Origin of the sequence: Candidatus Amarolinea dominans, assembly GCF_016704685.1 — a bacterium.
GTDB lineage: Bacteria > Chloroflexota > Anaerolineae > SSC4 > Amarolineaceae > Amarolinea > Amarolinea dominans.
In genome coordinates this window covers 1-18,081 of record NZ_JADIZS010000027.1, presented here as the reverse complement: position 1 = coordinate 18,081, position 18,081 = coordinate 1, and the positions used below count along the sequence as shown (strand labels likewise).

Genomic DNA, 18,081 nt, shown 5'->3' with positions numbered 1-18,081 from the left:
CATGCATACACTCACCCTGTAAATAAGCCACGCGCTGCGTATACTACGCAGCGCGTGGCTTATTTACAAGATCCGGCGCGCTGCGCCCGCTACGGTTGCCCGGTCTGGATGCGCTGGGCCAGCTCGGCCGCAATGTCCTCGCTTTCGCCCTCGATTCGTTCGACGCGACAGCCGGCCGCCGCCAACGCCTGCTCCACCGCGGCGCCTGGCGCATCCGGGCCGCTGCCGATGAGGGTGACACGCGTTGCCAGCTTGGCATGTTCGACATACGCGCCGGCGGTCAGGCCAAAGGTTTGCAGGTAAGGCGCGGCCAGGAGCCAGTCAACCTGTCCCTGGACGGTGCTCAGCGGCGCAAAAAGAACATAGTGGGGCAGGGGCTTACTGGGGCCGGCGTCCGCTTCCGGCAATTCAAGGTCTTGCAGGTGAGCGCCGCGGCCATCCAGGTCGAACTCCTCGGACATGACCGCGGCGCCGGTGATGCCCACGCGGTAGCGGCCGGCCGGCAGCCCGGCAAAGAGATAACGCTCATCGCTGGCTACCGAGGCCCAGCTTGCCAGGGCGCCGTCCAGGGACAGTTCGATCGTGGCGCCAGCGCCGCGCAGCACCCGCCCACTGACGCTGCTCTGTTCCTGTGGCACGGACGGCAAGGTCAGGTTGACCGTCGCACTGCTGCGGCCATCCACCGTCGCCGGGCCGGCGCGCACATCCGAGCCTTGCACGGTCACCAGGTAGGCGCCGGCCGCCAGGCCGGTCAGGTGATAAATCTCATCGGCGCCAACCACGGTCTGTGCAACAGTGGCGCCCTCCTGCAGAAGCACCACGGTGCGCCCCGCTCCGTTGGCCACACTGCCGCTGATGACGCTCTCGTGAAGATTGGCAGCCGCCCCGGCCACGGTACGCTGGAAGACAACGGCAAAACTGTGATGAAACAGGCGGTTGCCTCCCTCATCCTGCCCCTCTCCCTTGTGGCCGGTATGCAGCCCTGTCACCTTGTCGCTGGCCAGGGTTGTGCCCGGCATGCCCAGGGCCACCACCTCGCAGACTTGATACTTCCACATGGGAAAGTTGCCGGCCGGCTGGCCGGGCGGCTTGTCCAGGGTGATGACCTGTTCGCCGCCAGACCAGCGCACGAGCACCAGGCCGCCCTGCAGCCGATTACCGGCCTCATCCACCATGTCCAGGAAGATGTGCTGGCGAAAGTTGTTCTCCTCTGGGGTCAGGTGATGGACACGATGCACCTTCCAGTAGAGGCTGCCGTTCTCCGGCTGCGTCTCTTCGATGCCCACACCGTAGACCGCCGCATCGTTGACCGGCTCGTCCAGACCACGGGTCAACGCCAGGCCGGGGAATGACACAGTTGAGCGCCCAAACGGGCCGCCCAGGAGATTGGAAATCCACGAAAACAGGTTGCTCATGCTCCACCTCCTGCGTTACAGATTGACCCTCAGCCAAGCGGCCAGGGCGTACAAGTCGCCTTCCATGCGCTCAACCCGGCAGCCGGCCAGGTGCAGGTCCTGCTCGATGCCCTGGTTGACCAACGTCATGTCGCCCAGAATGGCGACGCGCTCCGCCTTGGCGGCCTGCGTCGGGTCGAAACCGACGGCCACATCGGGATGCAGCGCCAGGTAAGGCGCCAGCAGGCGGATCTGGTCCTGCACCAACGCGGACTGGGAGACGTTTCCCCGCCCCAGCAGGAAAAACTGGCGCAGGTTCAGCGGCGCCGGCGGCAGTTCCGGGTCGGGCACCGTCAGCGCCAACGTGGTTTCAGCCTGGCCATCCAGGGTCACGGTGGACGACTCCCAGTATTCCGGCAGATGCACACTGTAGATGCCGGCTCCAAGATCACGAAACTCGAATTCGCCCTCGCTGTCGCTGAGGGTCTGCGTCTCCAACAGGCCGTCGTGGTGCAGCTCCACCTCGGCCCCGGCCAGCGGACCGCCGCTGACGTATTGCACCAGGCCGTGAATGACGCTGAGGGTCGGCGGTGGGGGTGGTGGCGGCGGCGGGGTGGCGGCGGCGGAGGGGGTGGCGGCGGCGGTGGAGGCGGAGGCTGCAAATCGAGCGTAGGGGCCTCCGCGGACTGACCTTCGGCCAACATGATGTCCGCGCTGTGCTTGTCGCCGGCGCTGACCTGGTAACGGCCCGGAGGCAGGCCGTCGAAGCGATAGAGATTGTCAGCGCCAAGCTCGACCGCGCGGCGCCAGGAGAGGGGGCTGGTGCGGGCCAGGCCAACCAGGGCGCCGGGCGCCAATCCAAGTACGCGGCCGCTCAACGCGCCGGTCAGGGACACGCTGCGCTCGACGGTGTTGGCGCCGTCCAGGGCAAACGCGGCGCCCAGGCGGGCGACGCGTTCCACAATCAGCTCGAAATCGCTGCCCGCGGGCAGATCCCGGAATTCGAACTCCCCAGTGGCCGGCAGGGCCTGACGTTGCGGCCCGCCGGTCAGCGCGCTGCCGCTCAGCACGATGACGCCGTTGGCCGGCGGGTTGGTGATGCGCCCGCGCACGATGCTCTGGCTGCGCACCACCTGCTGCAATTGAAAGTTCGCTTCCCAGTAGAAGGAATCGCCGGGCTGGCCCGGTACGACGGTTGTCGAGAGCGGCGCACTGAGGTCGCTTTCCCAATCGCCCTGGATGATCTTGACCTGGAACTGGCCGGCCGAGGCCAGAAATTCGTAAAAGCCCAGCGGTTTGAACGGATCGCGGCCGGTGAGGGTTTCCGGGAATTGCGTGTCCGGGTCAGGGTTCGGCCAGGACATCTGCACCTTGATACCGTTCAGGCCATTGCCCTGCGTATCGAAAACCCGACCGATGATGCGGCGCGGGCTGCCGGGCGTTGCCTGGGTGCTCGTCACGCGGTAGCGGAAATCGGGCGGCGCGGGCAGCGCCAGGTTGACCGTGGCGCTGCTCCAGCCGTCGAGCGTCACCGCCGCGGAGGTGGTGGCGCCGGCTTGAACCTGGTAGACGCCAGGGCCAAGTCCGCCGAAATGGAAGCGCCCCTGGCCCAGCACCGTCTGGCTGGCGATGACCTGCGCGGCGCCGTTGCTCAGCGCCAGCAGTTCGACCTCTTCGCCGGGCTGCGGTCGGTCGTTGCGCAGCGCCTGGCCGCGCAGGACTGACACCGTCGCGCCGGCCGGCAGGGTGACAGCGAGCGTCCTCTGTTCGCCGGCGGCCAGGGCGATATCGCTGGCAATGTCGGGGCCATCCACCACGCTGAGGGTGTAGGTGGCCGCGGCCAGGGCATCCACGCTGAACGCGCCGCCGGGCGCCGAGATCAGCGTAGGGGCATGGCCGGCGGCCTGGAGGCGCAGGCTCACCGCGCCCGGCGCCTGGCCGTTGTTCAGCAACAGGCTGCCCTGCAGGCGAGCCGTCTGCGGGGCGCCGGCCGGCCACACGCGGCTGACGGAGGGCAGCGCCTTGAGCGCGTCCACAATGGGCAGGCGGCCGTTCAGGCCAAATTGCTGGTCCCACCAGTGGGTGTACCAACTCATGGTTTCCCACGCGGGGGTGAAGTCGCCCAACGGCCGCGAGGCAATCAACCAGGTGCAGAGGCTGAAATACCAATCGGGCACTTCGTTGTTCTGCATCTGGCGCATGATCTCCTGCTGCATTTCCATCTGCTGACTGGGAACGATCTTGTTGTAGCGTTTGTCATCGCCCCAGCCAACCACCGGGCCGCCCTCGGTGCTGATGACCGGTACATAGAAGCCGAGAGCGTCGAAGATCATCTTGCCGGCGGCTTCATAGCCGCGGAAGCAATTGGGATCCTCGAAAATGGAAATTCCGGTGTGCTTGCTTTCACGGCGCAGGCGGTTGATCGTCGGATCTTCAGGGTTTGCCGACTCGCGTATGCGATTATCCCATGACCAGGCGCCATAGCGATCGTAGTCGGCCTGGCTCAGCGGTACGCCTAACTGGCTGACAGCATCGTCCGGGTAATCGAGCGGGTGGTTGAGGGTGTAGTTGTGAATGGCAACCCACGCGCCGCGCTCGAACAGGTCACGGCGCCCACGGGCCACAATCATGGCAATGGGGTTGTCACGGCTGCCCGGCCCCATGGCGGGGACGGCCGGCAGGCCGCCGCGCCCCAGGATTTGATCGGCGTCACGGATGAAGTTGTCTACCACGATGTCGAGCCAGTTGGGCGGCATGAGGTTGTTTTCCCACTCCGCGGGCAGGTCTGGCTCATTGTTGGTTTCGAAGTAGCGCACGCCCACGTCTACCAGGCGGCTGACCGTCTCGAACTCGCGGCCGCCAATGCCACGCGGGTTGGGGCGCTCTTTGAACAGGCGCACGATCGGCATGATGCCGGCCTGCAGCATGCGCTGGCAGATCAGCAGCGAGGAACCACCGCCATCATCCATCAGCTTGACCCACTTGATGTGCATGGCCTGCAGCTCGTTGATCCAATAGTCCAGCTCACTGGCGCTCGCTTCGTGGAGCGCGGCCGTCCAGTTGACGGTTGGTGGCTCGCCGGCCCCGAGCGTAGCTGCGGCTGCCGGCTCCCGGTAGATGCGCGCAGACATGGCGTAGCGGGCATCCTCCTCCGCGTTGCCCGTTCCCCGCGTCGGCTCATTGGTCGGGTGATAGACGCGTGCGGACCAGTGTAGCCCGCGGCCATTGTCATCCGGCGGGCGAGGAAAGTCGTTGATGTGCATCATGGTGAACCTCCTGAGCGGAAATCGAGTCAGGCCGACTGCCTGGCTGCGCACAACGGCGTTCCAGGTAGTTCAGCTCACGTTGGCGATTACGAAACATAACTTCCCCAAAGCGCACCCTCAGGCAGAAAAATAGTCTCTACACCCATTAGAAACAAGGGGGCATGAGGCTAAATAGACGAGTTGGAACAGCATCATTGATCTCCTTGAGCCATTATTTGGTATTCCTCCAGTTCGACCCCCCGAACTGCGATCAAGCACCAGTTTTCAAACAAAAATGGGTTCTCAACTTGCTTAGAGGTTTCCCAGATCTCTTATCTCCTTCTGAATGTGCATCCTCATTGCTTTCCTCTTTCCCTCCCTCATTCGACCACTTTCAAAGTCGAGTTCCCAGCTCGGCTCTTAAAAGAACTTCCCTTCTCTTGGTGGGACGATCCTCCGATCCTCTGCCAATGTGTCCTCCCAACCCGCCATCCCGCCCACATCAATATCACCCAAACCCCCCCCGTCTAAGTCTGAGCCCCCCGCCCACTCTATACTAATCCAAAAAAGCGACCCAAAGTCCGGCCCGAGAGACTTACCCTAAATCCTTCATCTCTTTCTAAAATCCTTTGTTGCGTTCGCTTTTGTTTTCTATCATCCATGGCATGGTTTCGTGTGAAGGAGCAAACTAGACATCAAATTGGGGCCCCGCCGCGGTTTTTGACGCGTTGGCCTGGCTGCGCTGAGCTGTAAGCCGTTTGCGCCCCGTCGAACCGTGTGGTTCTTGCCCGCTCCCCGCCAAATCTTGTTTGTCTACTTTACCTGTGGAGGCTCGATGTCTGTGGAAACAAGCTGGTTCCATCCTTTGCGCCGGCGGTGGCTGGCCACGTGTCTGCTCATGCTGCTCATCGCAACGGCGCTGCCGATCGGCGCCGCGCCGGGGTTGCCGACCGCCAAGGTTGAGGCGAACCTGGCCCAACGCCTGCAAGACGTCGGTCAGGCGCCGGTGCTCATCTTCCTGGCGGGCCAGGCCGATTTGAGCCAGGCGGCCTACCTGGTCAAGAAAGAGGCTAAAGGTGCGTTTGTCTATGCGCAGCTCAAGGATTTTGCCGAGGGCAGCCAGGCCAGCCTGCGCGCCGAGCTGACTCAGCGCGGTGTCGCCTACCAGGCTTTCCTCAGCGTCAACATGATCTACCTGCCGGCGGCTGATCTGACCCTGGTCAACGAACTGGCCGCGCGTGACGATGTGCGCTGGCTGACGCTCGATGCGTCGTTCGGTATTGACCCCAGCGAGCAGGTGACACAGCCGGTCGACGCGCCGGCGGTCATCTCCAGCGGCGTCAACTACATCCGTGCGCCGCAGGTTTGGGCCATGGGCATTGATGGCGCGGGCATCGTGGTGGCCGGCGGCGATACGGGCGTGCGCTGGACGCACGAGGCGCTCAAGCCGCAGTATCGCGGCTGGAACGGCGTCAGCGCGGATCACACCTACAGTTGGCATGATGCCATTCACGACGGCGGCGCCAACCCCTGCGGCCTGAACGTCCCTGCGCCGTGCGACGACTATTTCCACGGTACGCACACCATCGGTTCGGTGGCCGGCGACGATCACAGCGCAGTGCCGGCCTCGCGTGACCAGATCGGCGTGGCGCCGGGCGCCAAGTGGATCGCCTGTCGTAACATGAATGCCGGCGTCGGCACCATCAGCCGCTATGTCGAATGTAACGATTTCTTCCTGGCGCCTGGCGATGACACCAGCAAACAGCCGGACGTGGTCAACAATTCCTGGGGCTGCCCGGCCTCCGAAGGCTGCGACTCTGCCACCTGGACGCAGATTCAGCCTTCGATCCAGGCGCTCAACGCGGCCGGCGTCATGTTCGTGGCCTCGGCCGGCAACGATGGCGGCCAGGGGTGCGGCAGTATCAATGATCCGCCGGCCGTCTACCCGGAGTCGCTGTCGGTGGGCAATTTCTACGACGCCACCGGCGTGATTTCTGGCTCCAGCAGTCGCGGCCTGCGCGATTTCACCGGTCTCTTTGGCCCGGATGTCTCCGCGCCCGGCACCAGTATCCGCTCGGCCACCAACAGCAGTGACACCGGCTACAGCAGCGCCAGCGGCACCAGCATGGCCGGGCCGCATGTGGCGGGCCTGGTGGCGCTGATGTGGCAGGCCAACCCGGCGCTGCGCGGGCAGATCCTGGAAACGGCCCAGTACATCCGCGAGACCGCCACCCGCGTCGATAACATCACCTGCGGCGTGCTCACTCCTTATCCCGACCCGCTGGACAATCGCCCCACGCCGAACAACGTCTACGGTTGGGGGCGCATTGATGCGCTCAACGCGGTCAACGCGGTGCGTTGCCCGACCGACATTGACTACGACGGGGGCATTGACATTCGTGACGTGCAACTGGTGGCTGAAATTTGGAACACCCAACCGGGCCAGGCGCTCTACAACGCGCGTCGCAACCTGGACTTTAGCGATCCGGCCATCACGACCACCGACGTGACCGCGGTGGTGGACCGGTGGGGCGTCAATTGCACCAATTGAGCGTTCTGCCGCGAGGCCGGTCCGCACCGCCCGGCGTTCACCTGCGTGGGCGCCTGGCGGTACGCCCTTTAGGCGCGATCTCTGATCTCTGATCTCTGATATGTCACCCTACAGCGTCGAACACTCTATCCGGCTGCCACACCTGCAATTTTGCGTCGTAGGTCACCAGGGCGATCAGGCGGCCGTCGGGGTCGTAGGCGCGGCCGCTGGATAGGGGCGGCGGTGTGGGCGCGGTGACGGGGTTGCCGTGCCGCAGGACTTGCGTGCGACCCTCGTCGAGGTAAACGGGCGTCAGGTCGAGGACGGCCTGGTCGGGCGGCAGCAGGAAACGTTGCCAGTCGCCGGCACCTGCGGCCGCGGCCAGGGTCTCCAGATCCACGCTGTCCTCCAGGCGAAAATGCCCGCTGGCCGTGCGCACCAGGCCGGAGATGTGGGCGCCGCAGCCCAGCGCCTGGCCCAGGTCGAAGGCCAGGGAGCGGATGTAGGTGCCGGGCGCACAGGTCACGCTGATCGTCAGCACGGGTGAATGCCAGCTCAGCAGCTCGATCTGTTCGATCTGCACCCGGCGCGACGGCAGTTCCACAGTCTGCCCGCGCCGCGCCTTGCGGTATGCGGCGACGCCGGCGACCTTCAGGGCCGAATAGGCCGGCGGGTGCTGCTCGATGTCGCCCACAAAGCGGGCCAGCGCGTGCTGGAGATCGCCGGGCGCCAGGTCAGGCACCGGTGCGGTTGCCAGCACCTCCCCTTCGGCGTCATAGGTGCTGGTGCTAACGCCCAGGTGAATGGCGGCCTGGTAGACTTTTGTGCCGGCCTGCAGGTAGGCGATCAGGCGCGTGGCCGGCCCCAGGGCCATGAGCAGGACGCCGGTCGCCAGTGGATCGAGCGTGCCGGCATGGCCGATCTTGTCCACGCCGGTGATACGGCTGACCGCATTGACGACCCAGCGGGAGGAGCGTCCGGTCGGCTTGTGTATATTCAACAGACCAAAAATCATCGTCCTCGCGCCTGGCAGCAACCCGAATTTCTGCGCGAAACCGGTTTGTCTGCTTCATTTTTCTTCATGCCGGCTCGTCGAAGAAGGGCTGGGGAAAGCCCTGGCCGGCCAGGCTGTTATCGAGCGCGGCCAGCACCAGGCGCCGGGCATCGGCCAGCGAGCCTTCGATGTTGCAGCCGGCCGCCAGCGGATGCCCACCGCCGCCCAGAGCCAGCGCCGCCTCGGACACCGAAAAACCGGGGCAGGCGCGCAGACTGACCTCGATCTTGCCGTTGCGTTCCACAAAGATGGCAGAGACGTCGGCCTCCAGCGCGCTGGCGAGGAAACTGGACAGCCCTGCATCACTGCCATTTTCCTTGATGCCCACCGCCTGACGGTCCGCGGCCGTCACATCGCTCCACAAGATGCGGCCATGCAAACGGGCGCGGCTCAGTACGCGGCCCCACAGGTGTATCTGCGCCACTGAACGACGTTCCAGCGTCATTTCCATGATCTGAAAGAGCGGCGCGCCAGCTTGCACGAGGCGTGATGCCATCTGCAGGACGCGGGCGGAGGTGCCGTTCGTGCGAAAGCCGCGCGTGTCGGTGACCAGGCCGGTCAGCAGACTGGTAGCCAGCGCCCGCGTCAGCGGCATCTGGAGATGGTCGGCCAACAGAACCATCATCTCCGCGGTGGCCGCGGCGGTCAGGTCAATCCAGTTGACGGCGGCGAAGCGCAGATTGGTGATGTGGTGATCTATGTTGAGCGTGGAGGCGTCTGCTTGGGCATGGCGAGCAAAGAGATCGCCCAAGCGCCGGGGATCGCTGGCATCCAGCCCCACCGCCAGGTCGAACGGGCCGCTGGCGCGGCGCACGATGGTGTTGACGCCAGGTAAGAACTGAAGCATCTCTGGCACAGGATCGGCGCAGGCCAAGACGCAGGGTTTGCCCAGGTGCTTGGCAATGGCGCCGAAAGCGAGGAGGGAGCCGATGGCGTCACCATCCGGGCTGACGTGACAGACGGCTAGAATGGAACTGGCCCGGCCGATGGCCGCCACCACTTCGTTGATGGCGGCATCGGTCGGGCCTAACGTGTCGCTGACGGCTAACGGTTGCCTTTGAGTCATAGGTCGCGGTTAGTCGTCGTCTGCTGGCGCCGGAATAGGCGCCGGGGTCTGGCTGGCAATCTCGGTCAGCAGGCGATCAATACGCTCGGCGCGTGCCTCGGTGCGATCGAGTTTGAAGCTTAGTTCGGGGGTGAAGCGCAGGTTGACGTGCTCGGCCAGGCGGCGGCGCAGGTAGCCGCTGGCATGTTCCAGCCCGCGCAGCGCCTCACGCTCGACAACCGGATCGTCGTCCAGCACAGAAACGAAGACGCGCAGGTTCCGGAAATCGGACGAGATTACCACGTCGCTGACGATTACGGGCGCCAGGCGCGGGTCGCCCAGGTCGCCACTGAGGATCAGTGTCAGCTCCTCGCGTAACAGCCCGTTCAAGCGGGCTTGCCGATAACTGGTCATGTGCCACTCACCCTATCCAGCTAACTGACTTGAAAATAACATGGTCGCCAAGGCCTCTTCCCCCTTTCTGCGCTTAGCCCGCGTTCCATCTTGTACGCTTCGAGGATGTCGCCCGACTCGTAGGCTTCGAATTTCTCCAGGGTAACGCCACATTCGAAGCCAGCCTTGACATCGCTCACATCTTCCTGGAAGCGCTTCAGTGACTGCATGCGCGTGGTGGCAACGAGTTGGTCGCCGCGCTTGATGCGGATCAGCGAGCCACGCGTCACAAAACCACTGCGCACGATGCAACCGGCCACGGTGCCCTTCTTGCTCAGGTGGAACACCTGGCGCACTTCGATTTCACCCTGGCTGGCCTCCTTGTAAACCGGCTCCAGCATACCCTTCAGGGCCAGTTCCACCGACTCCAGCAAGTTGTAGATCACGTCGTAGGTGCGCACGTCCACGCCCTGGGTTTCGGCCACATTTTGCGCGGCGCCGTCCAGCGACGCATTGAAACCGATCACGATGGCACTGGACGCAGCGGCCAGGTTGATGTCTGACTCGGTGATCTTGCCCACGCCCTGGTGCAAGATCTTGATCTTGACTTCGTCATTGCTCAGGCGGTTCAACGAATTGACGATCGGCTCCAGCGAACCCTGGAAGTCGGCCTTCAGGATCAGGTTCAGTTCTTTGACCTGACCGGCCTGCATCTTCTGGAAGACGTCCTCCAGGCTCACCAGTTTGATCGGTGCGGCGGCTGCCACCCGGTGCGCAACCTGCCAGGCCTCGGCCTCGGTGCGCGCCGCGTTGTAGTCAGCCGTTACCTTGAAGGTGCTGCCGGCCGTGGGCGCCGTGCTGAAGCCCATGACGCGGACCGGCATACTGGGAGGCGCCGCGTCCAGCGCGTTGCCGCGGTCATCGAACATCGCGCGCACGCGACCGGCCACCCCGCCGGCGACGATCGGGTCTCCCACGCGCACCGTGCCGGTCTGCACCAGCAGGGTGGCAATTGCACCACGTCGGGGGTCATTTTCGCTTTCGATCACCGTACCAATGGCGTGACCTTCGGGGCTGCTCAGCGGCGGATTGATGTCGGCCACCAGCAGGATGTTTTCCAACAGGTCGTTGATGCCGCGCTTCATCCTGGCCGAGACCGGCACGCAAACGACATCACCACCCCACTCTTCGATCAACAGGCCCGAATCGGCCAATTCCTGCTTGACGCGATCCGGGTTGGCGTTCGGTTTGTCCACCTTGTTCATCGCCACGACGATCGGCACCTTGGCCGCCTTGGCATGGCTGATGGCTTCCTTGGTCTGCGGCATGACGCCGTCATCGGCCGCCACCACCAGCACCACAATGTCGGTCACCTGGGCGCCACGCGCGCGCATGGCGGTGAAGGCTTCGTGCCCGGGCGTGTCGAGGAAGGTGATCTTGCGGCCGTTCAACTCGACCTGGTACGCGCCGATGCGCTGAGTGATGCCACCCGCCTCGCCTTCGACCACGTTGGTCTTGCGAATTGCATCGAGCAGGGTGGTCTTGCCATGATCCACATGCCCCAGCACGGCAACCACCGGCGGGCGTTCGATCAACTTATCTTCCACCTGCGATTCCAGAATGCGCTGCCGCAGGGTCTTTGGCTCTGCGTTGGCCAGTTCCGCCGCGCTCTTGCCCTCAGGCTCAGCCGTTGGAATCGGCTTGACCTCCACGCCAAACTCGGAACCAATCACCGTCGCCGTGCCGAAGTCAATCGTCTGCGTGATGGGCGCCATGATGCCGTAGTTCATCAGGACCTTGATGAGGTCTATCGGGCTTTCCTGCATCAACTGCGCCAGGTCACGCACGGTGATGGCGGGTGGAATTTCGACGAAGGTTGGCTTGAGCGATTTCACAGGTGCGGCGGCCACGACCGGTGATGCGGCCGGCCGCGCGCCCGAATGGCCCGTGTGCGGGCCTCTGCTGCCCCCGGAACGGCCTCCCTGCGAGCCGCCGGGCCGGTTCTGCCCCTGGGGCGGCCGCGATTGACCCTGGCCAGATCTGCCTGGCAAGGCGTCGCCCCGCTGCGCCGCGCCGGAGGATGACGGTACCGGGCGCGATCCCGCGCCCGGTGTCTGCGTGCGGCCAGGCGGGGCCGCGGATGGGGGTCTGGGGCTGTCCCAGCGAACGGGCTGTCCGGTCGTGCTCGGCGGTCGTGCCGGCTGATTGCTGCTCGGCGGTCGTGCCGGCTGATTGCTGCTCGGCGGTCGTGCCGGCTGATTGCTGCCCGGCGGTCGCGCCGGCTGATTGCTGCCCGGCGGTCGTGCCGGCTGATTGCTGCCCGGCGGTCGTGCCGGCTGATTGCTGCCCGGCGGTCGCGCCGGCTGATTGCTGTCCCCGCCGGCTGGCCGTGGCGCGGCTGGCCCTGGCGTTGCCGGACGCGCGGCTGGCCCGACCGGACTTGGCGTCGGGCGCGAACCATTGGCCGATGATGGCGGTTGACTCGGGGTTGCGCGGGGCGCGGCGCTGCGTGCAGGTTCGCGAGTGCCAGGCGCGGGGTTTTCTTTGGCTACTTTGACAGCGCTGGCCGCAACGCCCAGCGCCGGGGACAGCGGCTGTCGTTCATCTTTGCCCTGTCCGTTACCGTTCTGCTTGTCTTGACCGGTATGCAGGGGCGGGGGTGTTGGTTGTTGTGTTCCTGTTTTTAATTTTACTTCTGTTGCCATATTTCTACGCCTCCCCAATGATCCTGTCAAGCACGTGTTGACAAGTCAGGTGCCCCCTGAAGCGTTACCAGGGTTGGGCAAGCGCCTACAACCTGGTCAATGGGCGATCACATCGCGCCGCATTCAGGAATCTCTATGTCACTCATGTTATTATTGGCTTACGGGGGTTACCCGTTAACCCTGGTGTGATCGGTTCAGGTATGGAGGCGCCGGGAAGGCGCAGAGGGCGACTTAGCAGGACTCAGGAAGTCAGTAAAGTGAAGAAGAAAGGACGAGGAGCGAACGTTGTTGATTTACATACGCTCATTCCCCTGTGTTTCCCAGTCTGCTATGTCGCGACGCCGGGCAAATCCCATGCCTGACAGATATTGTTGCTGCCGACTCATATCCTTTTGACGTAACTGATGCCATCTATGCATGGCCTGCATTATGGTTGCGGTGACCCACCCATTTGCGTCACTCGCCTTTAGACTCGACTACTTCAGAAAAAGATACATGGTTGGCCGCATAGTCACGCAGAGCCGTGATCTCGGCGACGGTCAGCGTCGTGTGCAATGCACGCGCGAGCACTTGACCACTTAACGCCCGTTCCCAACAGGAGGGGCGCTGACAAAGATAGGCGCCACGACCGGCACGCTTCCCCGTGGGATCCGCCAGCACGCCTTCGGTCGGTGTGCGCACGATGCGAATGAGGGCACGTTTGCCCTGCACCTCTCGGCACACCACGCACATGCGCTGCGGCACACGCCGCGGCTTGGTCGTCACGCCCTACTCCGCGTCAATCTCGCTCCACGCGTCCGCCTCACGTTTGTGGCGGCGCACCGACACCACTTCACCACGTGTCTCATCGAACACCAGGTGCTGCTTCTTGCCGCGTTTGCGCTTGCGCTCGCGCTCGACTTCGGCATCACCTTCGGCATCACCTTCGATCACACCCATTTCTGGATAGTCTTCCGGTGCGACCTCGACATGGAAGCCTTCGCCGCTTTCGTCCCACACCACGGGCCCTGGTTGCAGCGCCACTTCGGCGTCGGTCTCGGCCGCCTCGTCAATCGCGGCGGTCGGCTCGGCTGTCACGGCCGCTGGCTCGATCACCGGCGCAGGTTCCGCGTCCGGTTCAACCGCAATCGCCTGTGGCGCGGGCGCTACAGGCTCCGGCTTTGGAGCGGCGGCTGGCGGCACAAGGGCAACGTGCTCCGGTTCCGGGACAACGGTGCGCTCTGGCGGGGCCGCTTTTTCAGTTGCCGTCGCGGGCGGCATGGCCGGTTCGAATACACGGCTCTCCAGTTCGAGGGTATCGAACGCCGGCCCGGAAGCCGACGCCGCGCGGTCCTTCAGAATTTGCTCGGCCAGGGACAGCAGGTCGCGCTCCGGGGCCAGGGCATGGCGCGCCTTGGAGATCAATGCCTGTGACAGGTTTTCCTTGGCCGCATCGGTTTCGTTCTTGATGTCAATCCGCCAACCGGTCAATTTGGCCGCCAGGCGTGCGTTCTGCCCTTCCTTGCCGATGGCCAGGGACAGCTGGCGGTCAGGCACGACAACGATGGCTGTCTTATTCTCGCTCCCGTGATCGTCGAGAAAGACTTCGTTGACCTTCGCCGGGCTGAGGGCGCTAATGATGAAGGTGCGCGTGTCGCTGCTCCACTCGACCACGTCAATTTTCTCACCGTTCAGTTCGGTGACAATGTTCTGAATGCGTACCCCGCGCATACCGACGCACGCCCCCACCGGGTCCACGCCAAACTGGATGGCAACCACCGCCACTTTGGAGCGCTGGCCCGGTTCACGGGCGATGCTTTTGATCTCAACCGAGCCATTGGCAATTTCTGGCACTTCCAGTTCGAGCAAACGGCGCAGCATGTTACGGTGCGTGCGCGAGAGCTTGATGACCGGGCCGCGCGGCCCCTTTTGCACGTCGGTCAGGTACGCGCGCAGGTGGGCGTTGACGCGATAACGCTCGTTGGGAATCTGCTCCAGCTTGGGCAGAAGCGCATCGCCACGATCGAGGGCCACCGTGACATCGCCGGTCGTGTAATCAATGCGCTGGATGGTGCCGCTGACAATCTCATTTTCACGGTCGGCAAAGGCCTTGAATGTGGCGTCGCGTTCCGCGTCGCGAATGCGCTGCAGAATGGTCTGCTTGGCCGTTTGCGCGGCAATACGGCCAAAATCGTTCGGCGTGGTTTCGACGTAAACGGTTCCGCCCAGTTCGGCCTGCTTGTCTAGGGCTGTGGCTGGGCCGAGCAAAATTTCGTTCTTAACGTCGGTAACCTTCTCGACCACCTGGCGCGCGGAAAAGACACGGATACTGCCCGTGTCCTGGTCAATCTTGACCATGATATTGCCAGTCGCGCCAAAGTTGCGCTTGTACGCCTGCACCAGAGCGGCTTCGATGGCATCAATGACCACATCCCGTTGCAGCGACTTCTCTGAGCAGATCTGGTTAATCGCAATAATCAACTCATTCCGCATGCCGTTTTGAGTTTCCTCCGCACCACATTTTTTCGCCCTGTTCTACGCCAAAAAGAAAAGTGGGGCTGGCCCACTTTTTCTGCAAACAATGCTCTGACGAGTACAGTTTCATTTTAGCACACGCCGTGAGAACTTGCAAACTTTTGAGGAAGAGATCAGAGGAAGGGATCGAGATCAGAGATGGAGGGCAGAGCACCACCCAAAGTCCAAATTCCCCCCGGCAGGCGAGATCGGCAATCGGCCATCCAACTCCCCACCCCAATCTCCGGCCAGTCTTCAATCCCGGCCATCGTCGGTCAATAATCGGCAATTGCCAATGAATGCAGGGCGTCCAGTTCGTGCTCCAGGGCAGGAGGGCGTGGATGTAGGCCAGTGTGGTTTCGGCCAGGGGAAGCCAATAGGTGCGCTCGAAGTAGTTGGCGGTGCGGTCGCGCCAGTGGTCGGCGGCTGCCTGCCACTCGGCTTCCATCTGGCGGGCGATGTCCAGCATCGGTGTGCTCAGGTCGTCCATCGTTCGTCATCCTCTCCGTTCGGCGCCGCCGGGCACGCCCTCGCGACGTTCGGCCGGTTGGGCCGCCCCTTGCTCTGACCAGGGGGATGGCGGCTCGACGGGCGCTGACGGGCCAGGCGCCGGCATCGGCTCGGCGGCGTCCTCTGCTAACAGGGCGTCGAGGTCAATGCCAGCTTCGATCAAGGCCCACTCACCGCTTGCCTGGCGGCCATAGACGGCCGCGGTGGCGCGGGCGTAGTCGGTGACAACGGCCAGCGTCGGCACGTTGGCTGCTCCCATCTCCTGCACCAGGCGGCCGAGGCGCGCATTGGTTGGACTCCACTGCGCCGACGCGGGGTCGGTCATCCTGGTCGCGGCTTGAGCTACCCAGGCGGCTGAGCCTTGCTCGCCCGCCGCGGTTCGACCCAGGCGCAGCGCGCCGTCCTGACTGGCTTTGGACTCCACCACGATCAGCGGCAGGCCCGGCGCACTGAAGACGCGGTCGAAGCCGTGTGTGGGCTGGGTAAAGGTCATCTCCTGCAGCCCGAAGCGGCGGCTGAGAACGATGGAAGCCATCTCCTCGCCGGCGCGGCCCAGCACGTGATTCACCCGCCCCTGCGCCAGGCGCATGACGCCGATGGTTGCGCCCATCAGGCTGGGTATGCCCGCAGCGCCCAGACCCAACGCCGCACCGATCAATTGGGTGGTCTGATAGGCTTCCAGGGCAGCGATGCGGCGATCCAGGTAGGTAACGGCGCCGGACAGGTCGGCGTCGAGCGCCTGTTCCAGGTCGTGTCGCCGGTGCTCCCACGCGCTGACGACGGCATCGAAGCGGCGACGCCTGGTCAGGATGTGCGCCAGGCGCTGTTCCGCGCGCTGCAACGCTTGCTGGATGCGGCCACAGTCCACAGGAAATCCCTGGGCCGCGGCGCGATAACAGTCATAGAGAAGGTCGGTGAGGTGGCGTATGCGGCCGCGGGCCGCATCTTCCAGGTCATCGAAGGTTTGGGTCGCGTGGAAGACGGCAGTCTGCACCGGCGGCAGGGCCTCGGAGGTGCGGCCGGCAAAGGTGAGCAGCGCCGCGCGCAGATCCTGCAGCGCGTCCAGATCAGCGTGGATTTGGGTCATCGGCCCTCATGGGGTTCGAACAGCAGCGAATCATCAACTGGCGGTCACTGTTCACCTTGCGCATCAACTTGGACAGGATTGACAGGATGAACAGGATTTTCACCGCCCGAGGTGTGGGGCATTCAGTTGACCGCCAATTGATTTGGACAGGATTGACAGGATGAACAGGATTTTCGTCCTGCGGTGAGCAAAACAATCGGCACGGAGAGCCAAATATCCTGTCAATCCTGTAAATCCTGTCTCAGTCCCCGCTGGCCTGAGCCATCACAGTCGGCGCAGCCATTGGGGGTTGCCAACCCAATGCCTACGTGTCAAGGAATATGATTAGCCTCTCGATCAGGAGCGCCAGGTGATTCTCATGGCCGTCCGTGGCGGCCAGGTAATGTTCGACCCCGCGGGCCACTTCTTCCAGGTCGCGACCGAACTCGTGGTATTTGTTGTCGGTCCACACGCCGCCCAGGTCGCGCCAGTGGCCGATCATGCTGCGAAACTCGTCGTCGAGCAGTTGGTCGAAGCGGCGCAGGTGATCGAGAAAACTCTGCATCTTTTCAACATCGGCATGGATCGCACTCATGGTTGGTCTCTCTCCTTTTTGAGGCGGACGGGGCTGCCCCAACCCGGCCGCAACTGACGGCCTGCTTCCAGGCCCACAGTGTACGCTTGTCATCGGCAAAAAGCAAGAAATCATCCACGAAGCGCAGGTAGGCCGCGCAGCCCAGCTCACGCGTCACGAAATGATCGAACTCGTTGAGATAGCAGTTTGCCCAAAATTGACTGGTCAGGTTGCCGATGGGCAGGCCGCGCGGGCGGTTGACGGCAAACAAGTCGTCGTGCGGGAAGTAGACCATGTCATACTCTCCGGCCAGCGCGCCGGCGCCGCTGCGCAGAATCAACGCGATCAGGCGACGCAGGTCGCCGTCCTGGATGCGTCGGTCGAGGGTGTGCTGCAGGATGCGATGATCAATGCTGGGAAAGTATTGGCGCAGATCGCACTGCAGAACGTAGCGATAGCGCTGCAGCCAATGCTGGCATGTGTCCAGGCAGCGATGCGTGCCCTTACCCACGCGGTTGGCGTAGGAGTGGCTGATAAAGCTGGCCTCGAACGCCGGTTCGATGATGTTGCACAGGGCATGATGCACGACCCGGTCGCGGAAGGGCGCCGCGCTGATGAGTCGGCGCTTGGGTTCATGGATGAAGAAATGGACATACGCGCCGGGGCGGTAGCTGTGCGTGGCCAACTGCTCCTGCAGGCGCACCAGGTTGTCCTCCAGGCGATATTCGAAGCGCGCCGCGGGGCCGCGGCCGCGTTTGCCGCGCGCCGCCTGGCGGTAGGCGGCGAGAGGTTGTCCCAGCGATAGACATCAGCGTAGCGGCCGGTCACTTGTTTGACCATCGGTAACTCCTTTGCATGGTGCAGCAGCGAGCGTCAAAGCGCATGAGGTTTTTGCGAAAAAATTTGGCCGCCTGCGGCGACCTGGTTGCAGGGAACGCCTTACGAGGGGGATATTCAGTTCGGGGGCATCTCACGGGAGCAAGCCAGCGGGTCAGAGGTCCAGCGTTTTCCAGAGGCCAGAGGCGCCAGAGTTCAGAGGCCCAACAGCTAGGGGCGCACAACCCGAAAACCG

General features: G+C 63.8%; 14 protein-coding genes. 1 reads left to right on the top strand and 13 read right to left on the bottom strand.

Going from position 1 to position 18,081, the window contains the following annotated elements; all coding sequences use genetic code 11:
• Positions 1–89 precede the first annotated feature (89 nt).
• Genes IPF85_RS17985 through IPF85_RS17975 form a run of 3 tightly spaced genes read right to left on the bottom strand, consistent with a single transcriptional unit; the run spans position 90 to position 4,660 of the window.
• Positions 90–1,415: a carboxypeptidase-like regulatory domain-containing protein gene (locus IPF85_RS17985; protein ID WP_343409437.1), complete on the bottom strand. Its 1,326-nt coding sequence runs from the start codon at positions 1,413–1,415 to the stop codon at positions 90–92.
• Positions 1,416–1,430: 15 nt separating this feature from the next.
• A complete protein-coding gene (locus tag IPF85_RS17980) occupies positions 1,431–1,787 on the bottom strand; it encodes a hypothetical protein (RefSeq protein ID WP_343409436.1) in 357 nt (118 codons plus the stop codon).
• Positions 1,784–4,660, bottom strand: a complete 2,877-nt coding sequence (locus tag IPF85_RS17975) for a carboxypeptidase-like regulatory domain-containing protein (protein WP_343409435.1) — start codon at positions 4,658–4,660, stop codon at positions 1,784–1,786. Before IPF85_RS17975 ends, IPF85_RS17980 begins: the two co-directional genes overlap by 4 nt.
• Before the next feature lie 814 nt (positions 4,661–5,474).
• Between IPF85_RS17975 and IPF85_RS17970 the strand changes: the two genes are divergently transcribed.
• Positions 5,475–7,190, top strand: a complete 1,716-nt coding sequence (locus tag IPF85_RS17970) for a S8 family serine peptidase (protein WP_343409434.1) — start codon at positions 5,475–5,477, stop codon at positions 7,188–7,190.
• Positions 7,191–7,293: 103 nt separating this feature from the next.
• Here IPF85_RS17970 and truB read toward each other — a convergent pair whose 3' ends face one another.
• The 10 genes from truB to IPF85_RS17920 form a co-directional block, all read right to left on the bottom strand.
• Positions 7,294–8,184, bottom strand: coding sequence for a tRNA pseudouridine(55) synthase TruB (truB, locus tag IPF85_RS17965; RefSeq protein ID WP_343409433.1), 891 nt, complete (start codon positions 8,182–8,184; stop codon positions 7,294–7,296).
• 64 nt (positions 8,185–8,248) lie between these two features.
• Positions 8,249–9,289: a bifunctional oligoribonuclease/PAP phosphatase NrnA gene (locus tag IPF85_RS17960; protein WP_343409432.1), complete on the bottom strand. Its 1,041-nt coding sequence runs from the start codon at positions 9,287–9,289 to the stop codon at positions 8,249–8,251.
• 9 nt (positions 9,290–9,298) lie between these two features.
• The gene (rbfA, locus tag IPF85_RS17955; RefSeq protein ID WP_343409431.1) at positions 9,299–9,682 is read right to left on the bottom strand and encodes a 30S ribosome-binding factor RbfA; all 384 of its coding nucleotides are present in this window, start codon (positions 9,680–9,682) and stop codon (positions 9,299–9,301) included.
• Positions 9,683–9,702: 20 nt separating this feature from the next.
• Positions 9,703–12,366 carry a translation initiation factor IF-2 gene (gene infB, locus IPF85_RS17950; RefSeq protein ID WP_343409430.1) on the bottom strand — a complete coding sequence of 888 codons (2,664 nt, stop codon included), beginning with the start codon at positions 12,364–12,366 and terminating at the stop codon, positions 9,703–9,705.
• A 456-nt stretch (positions 12,367–12,822) separates the two neighbouring features.
• Entirely contained in the window at positions 12,823–13,131 is a 309-nt protein-coding gene (locus tag IPF85_RS17945; protein WP_343409429.1) for a YlxR family protein, read from the bottom strand.
• Positions 13,132–13,134: 3 nt separating this feature from the next.
• Positions 13,135–14,826, bottom strand: a complete 1,692-nt coding sequence (gene nusA / locus IPF85_RS17940; RefSeq protein WP_343409428.1) for a transcription termination factor NusA — start codon at positions 14,824–14,826, stop codon at positions 13,135–13,137.
• A gap of 1 nt (position 14,827) precedes the next feature.
• Entirely contained in the window at positions 14,828–15,349 is a 522-nt protein-coding gene (locus tag IPF85_RS17935) for a hypothetical protein (protein ID WP_343409427.1), read from the bottom strand.
• Positions 15,350–15,355: 6 nt separating this feature from the next.
• Positions 15,356–16,456, bottom strand: a complete 1,101-nt coding sequence (locus IPF85_RS17930; RefSeq protein WP_343409426.1) for a hypothetical protein — start codon at positions 16,454–16,456, stop codon at positions 15,356–15,358.
• A gap of 304 nt (positions 16,457–16,760) precedes the next feature.
• Positions 16,761–17,030: a hypothetical protein gene (locus IPF85_RS17925; RefSeq protein ID WP_343409425.1), complete on the bottom strand. Its 270-nt coding sequence runs from the start codon at positions 17,028–17,030 to the stop codon at positions 16,761–16,763.
• Positions 17,005–17,712, bottom strand: coding sequence for an RNA-directed DNA polymerase (locus IPF85_RS17920; protein WP_343409424.1), 708 nt, complete (start codon positions 17,710–17,712; stop codon positions 17,005–17,007). Before IPF85_RS17920 ends, IPF85_RS17925 begins: the two co-directional genes overlap by 26 nt.
• Positions 17,713–18,081 lie beyond the last annotated feature (369 nt).

Coding starts and splice junctions, on each gene's coding strand:
- IPF85_RS17985 (WP_343409437.1), bottom strand. CDS start 1,415: ATGAGCAACCTGTTTTCGTGGATTTCCAATCTCCTGGGCGGCCCGTTT.
- IPF85_RS17975 (WP_343409435.1), bottom strand. CDS start 4,660: ATGATGCACATCAACGACTTTCCTCGCCCGCCGGATGACAATGGCCGC.
- IPF85_RS17970 (WP_343409434.1), top strand. CDS start 5,475: ATGTCTGTGGAAACAAGCTGGTTCCATCCTTTGCGCCGGCGGTGGCTG.
- truB (WP_343409433.1), bottom strand. CDS start 8,184: ATGATTTTTGGTCTGTTGAATATACACAAGCCGACCGGACGCTCCTCC.
- IPF85_RS17960 (WP_343409432.1), bottom strand. CDS start 9,289: ATGACTCAAAGGCAACCGTTAGCCGTCAGCGACACGTTAGGCCCGACC.
- rbfA (WP_343409431.1), bottom strand. CDS start 9,682: ATGACCAGTTATCGGCAAGCCCGCTTGAACGGGCTGTTACGCGAGGAG.
- infB (WP_343409430.1), bottom strand. CDS start 12,366: ATGGCAACAGAAGTAAAATTAAAAACAGGAACACAACAACCAACACCC.
- IPF85_RS17935 (WP_343409427.1), bottom strand. CDS start 15,349: ATGGACGACCTGAGCACACCGATGCTGGACATCGCCCGCCAGATGGAA.
- IPF85_RS17930 (WP_343409426.1), bottom strand. CDS start 16,456: ATGACCCAAATCCACGCTGATCTGGACGCGCTGCAGGATCTGCGCGCG.
- IPF85_RS17925 (WP_343409425.1), bottom strand. CDS start 17,030: ATGAGTGCGATCCATGCCGATGTTGAAAAGATGCAGAGTTTTCTCGAT.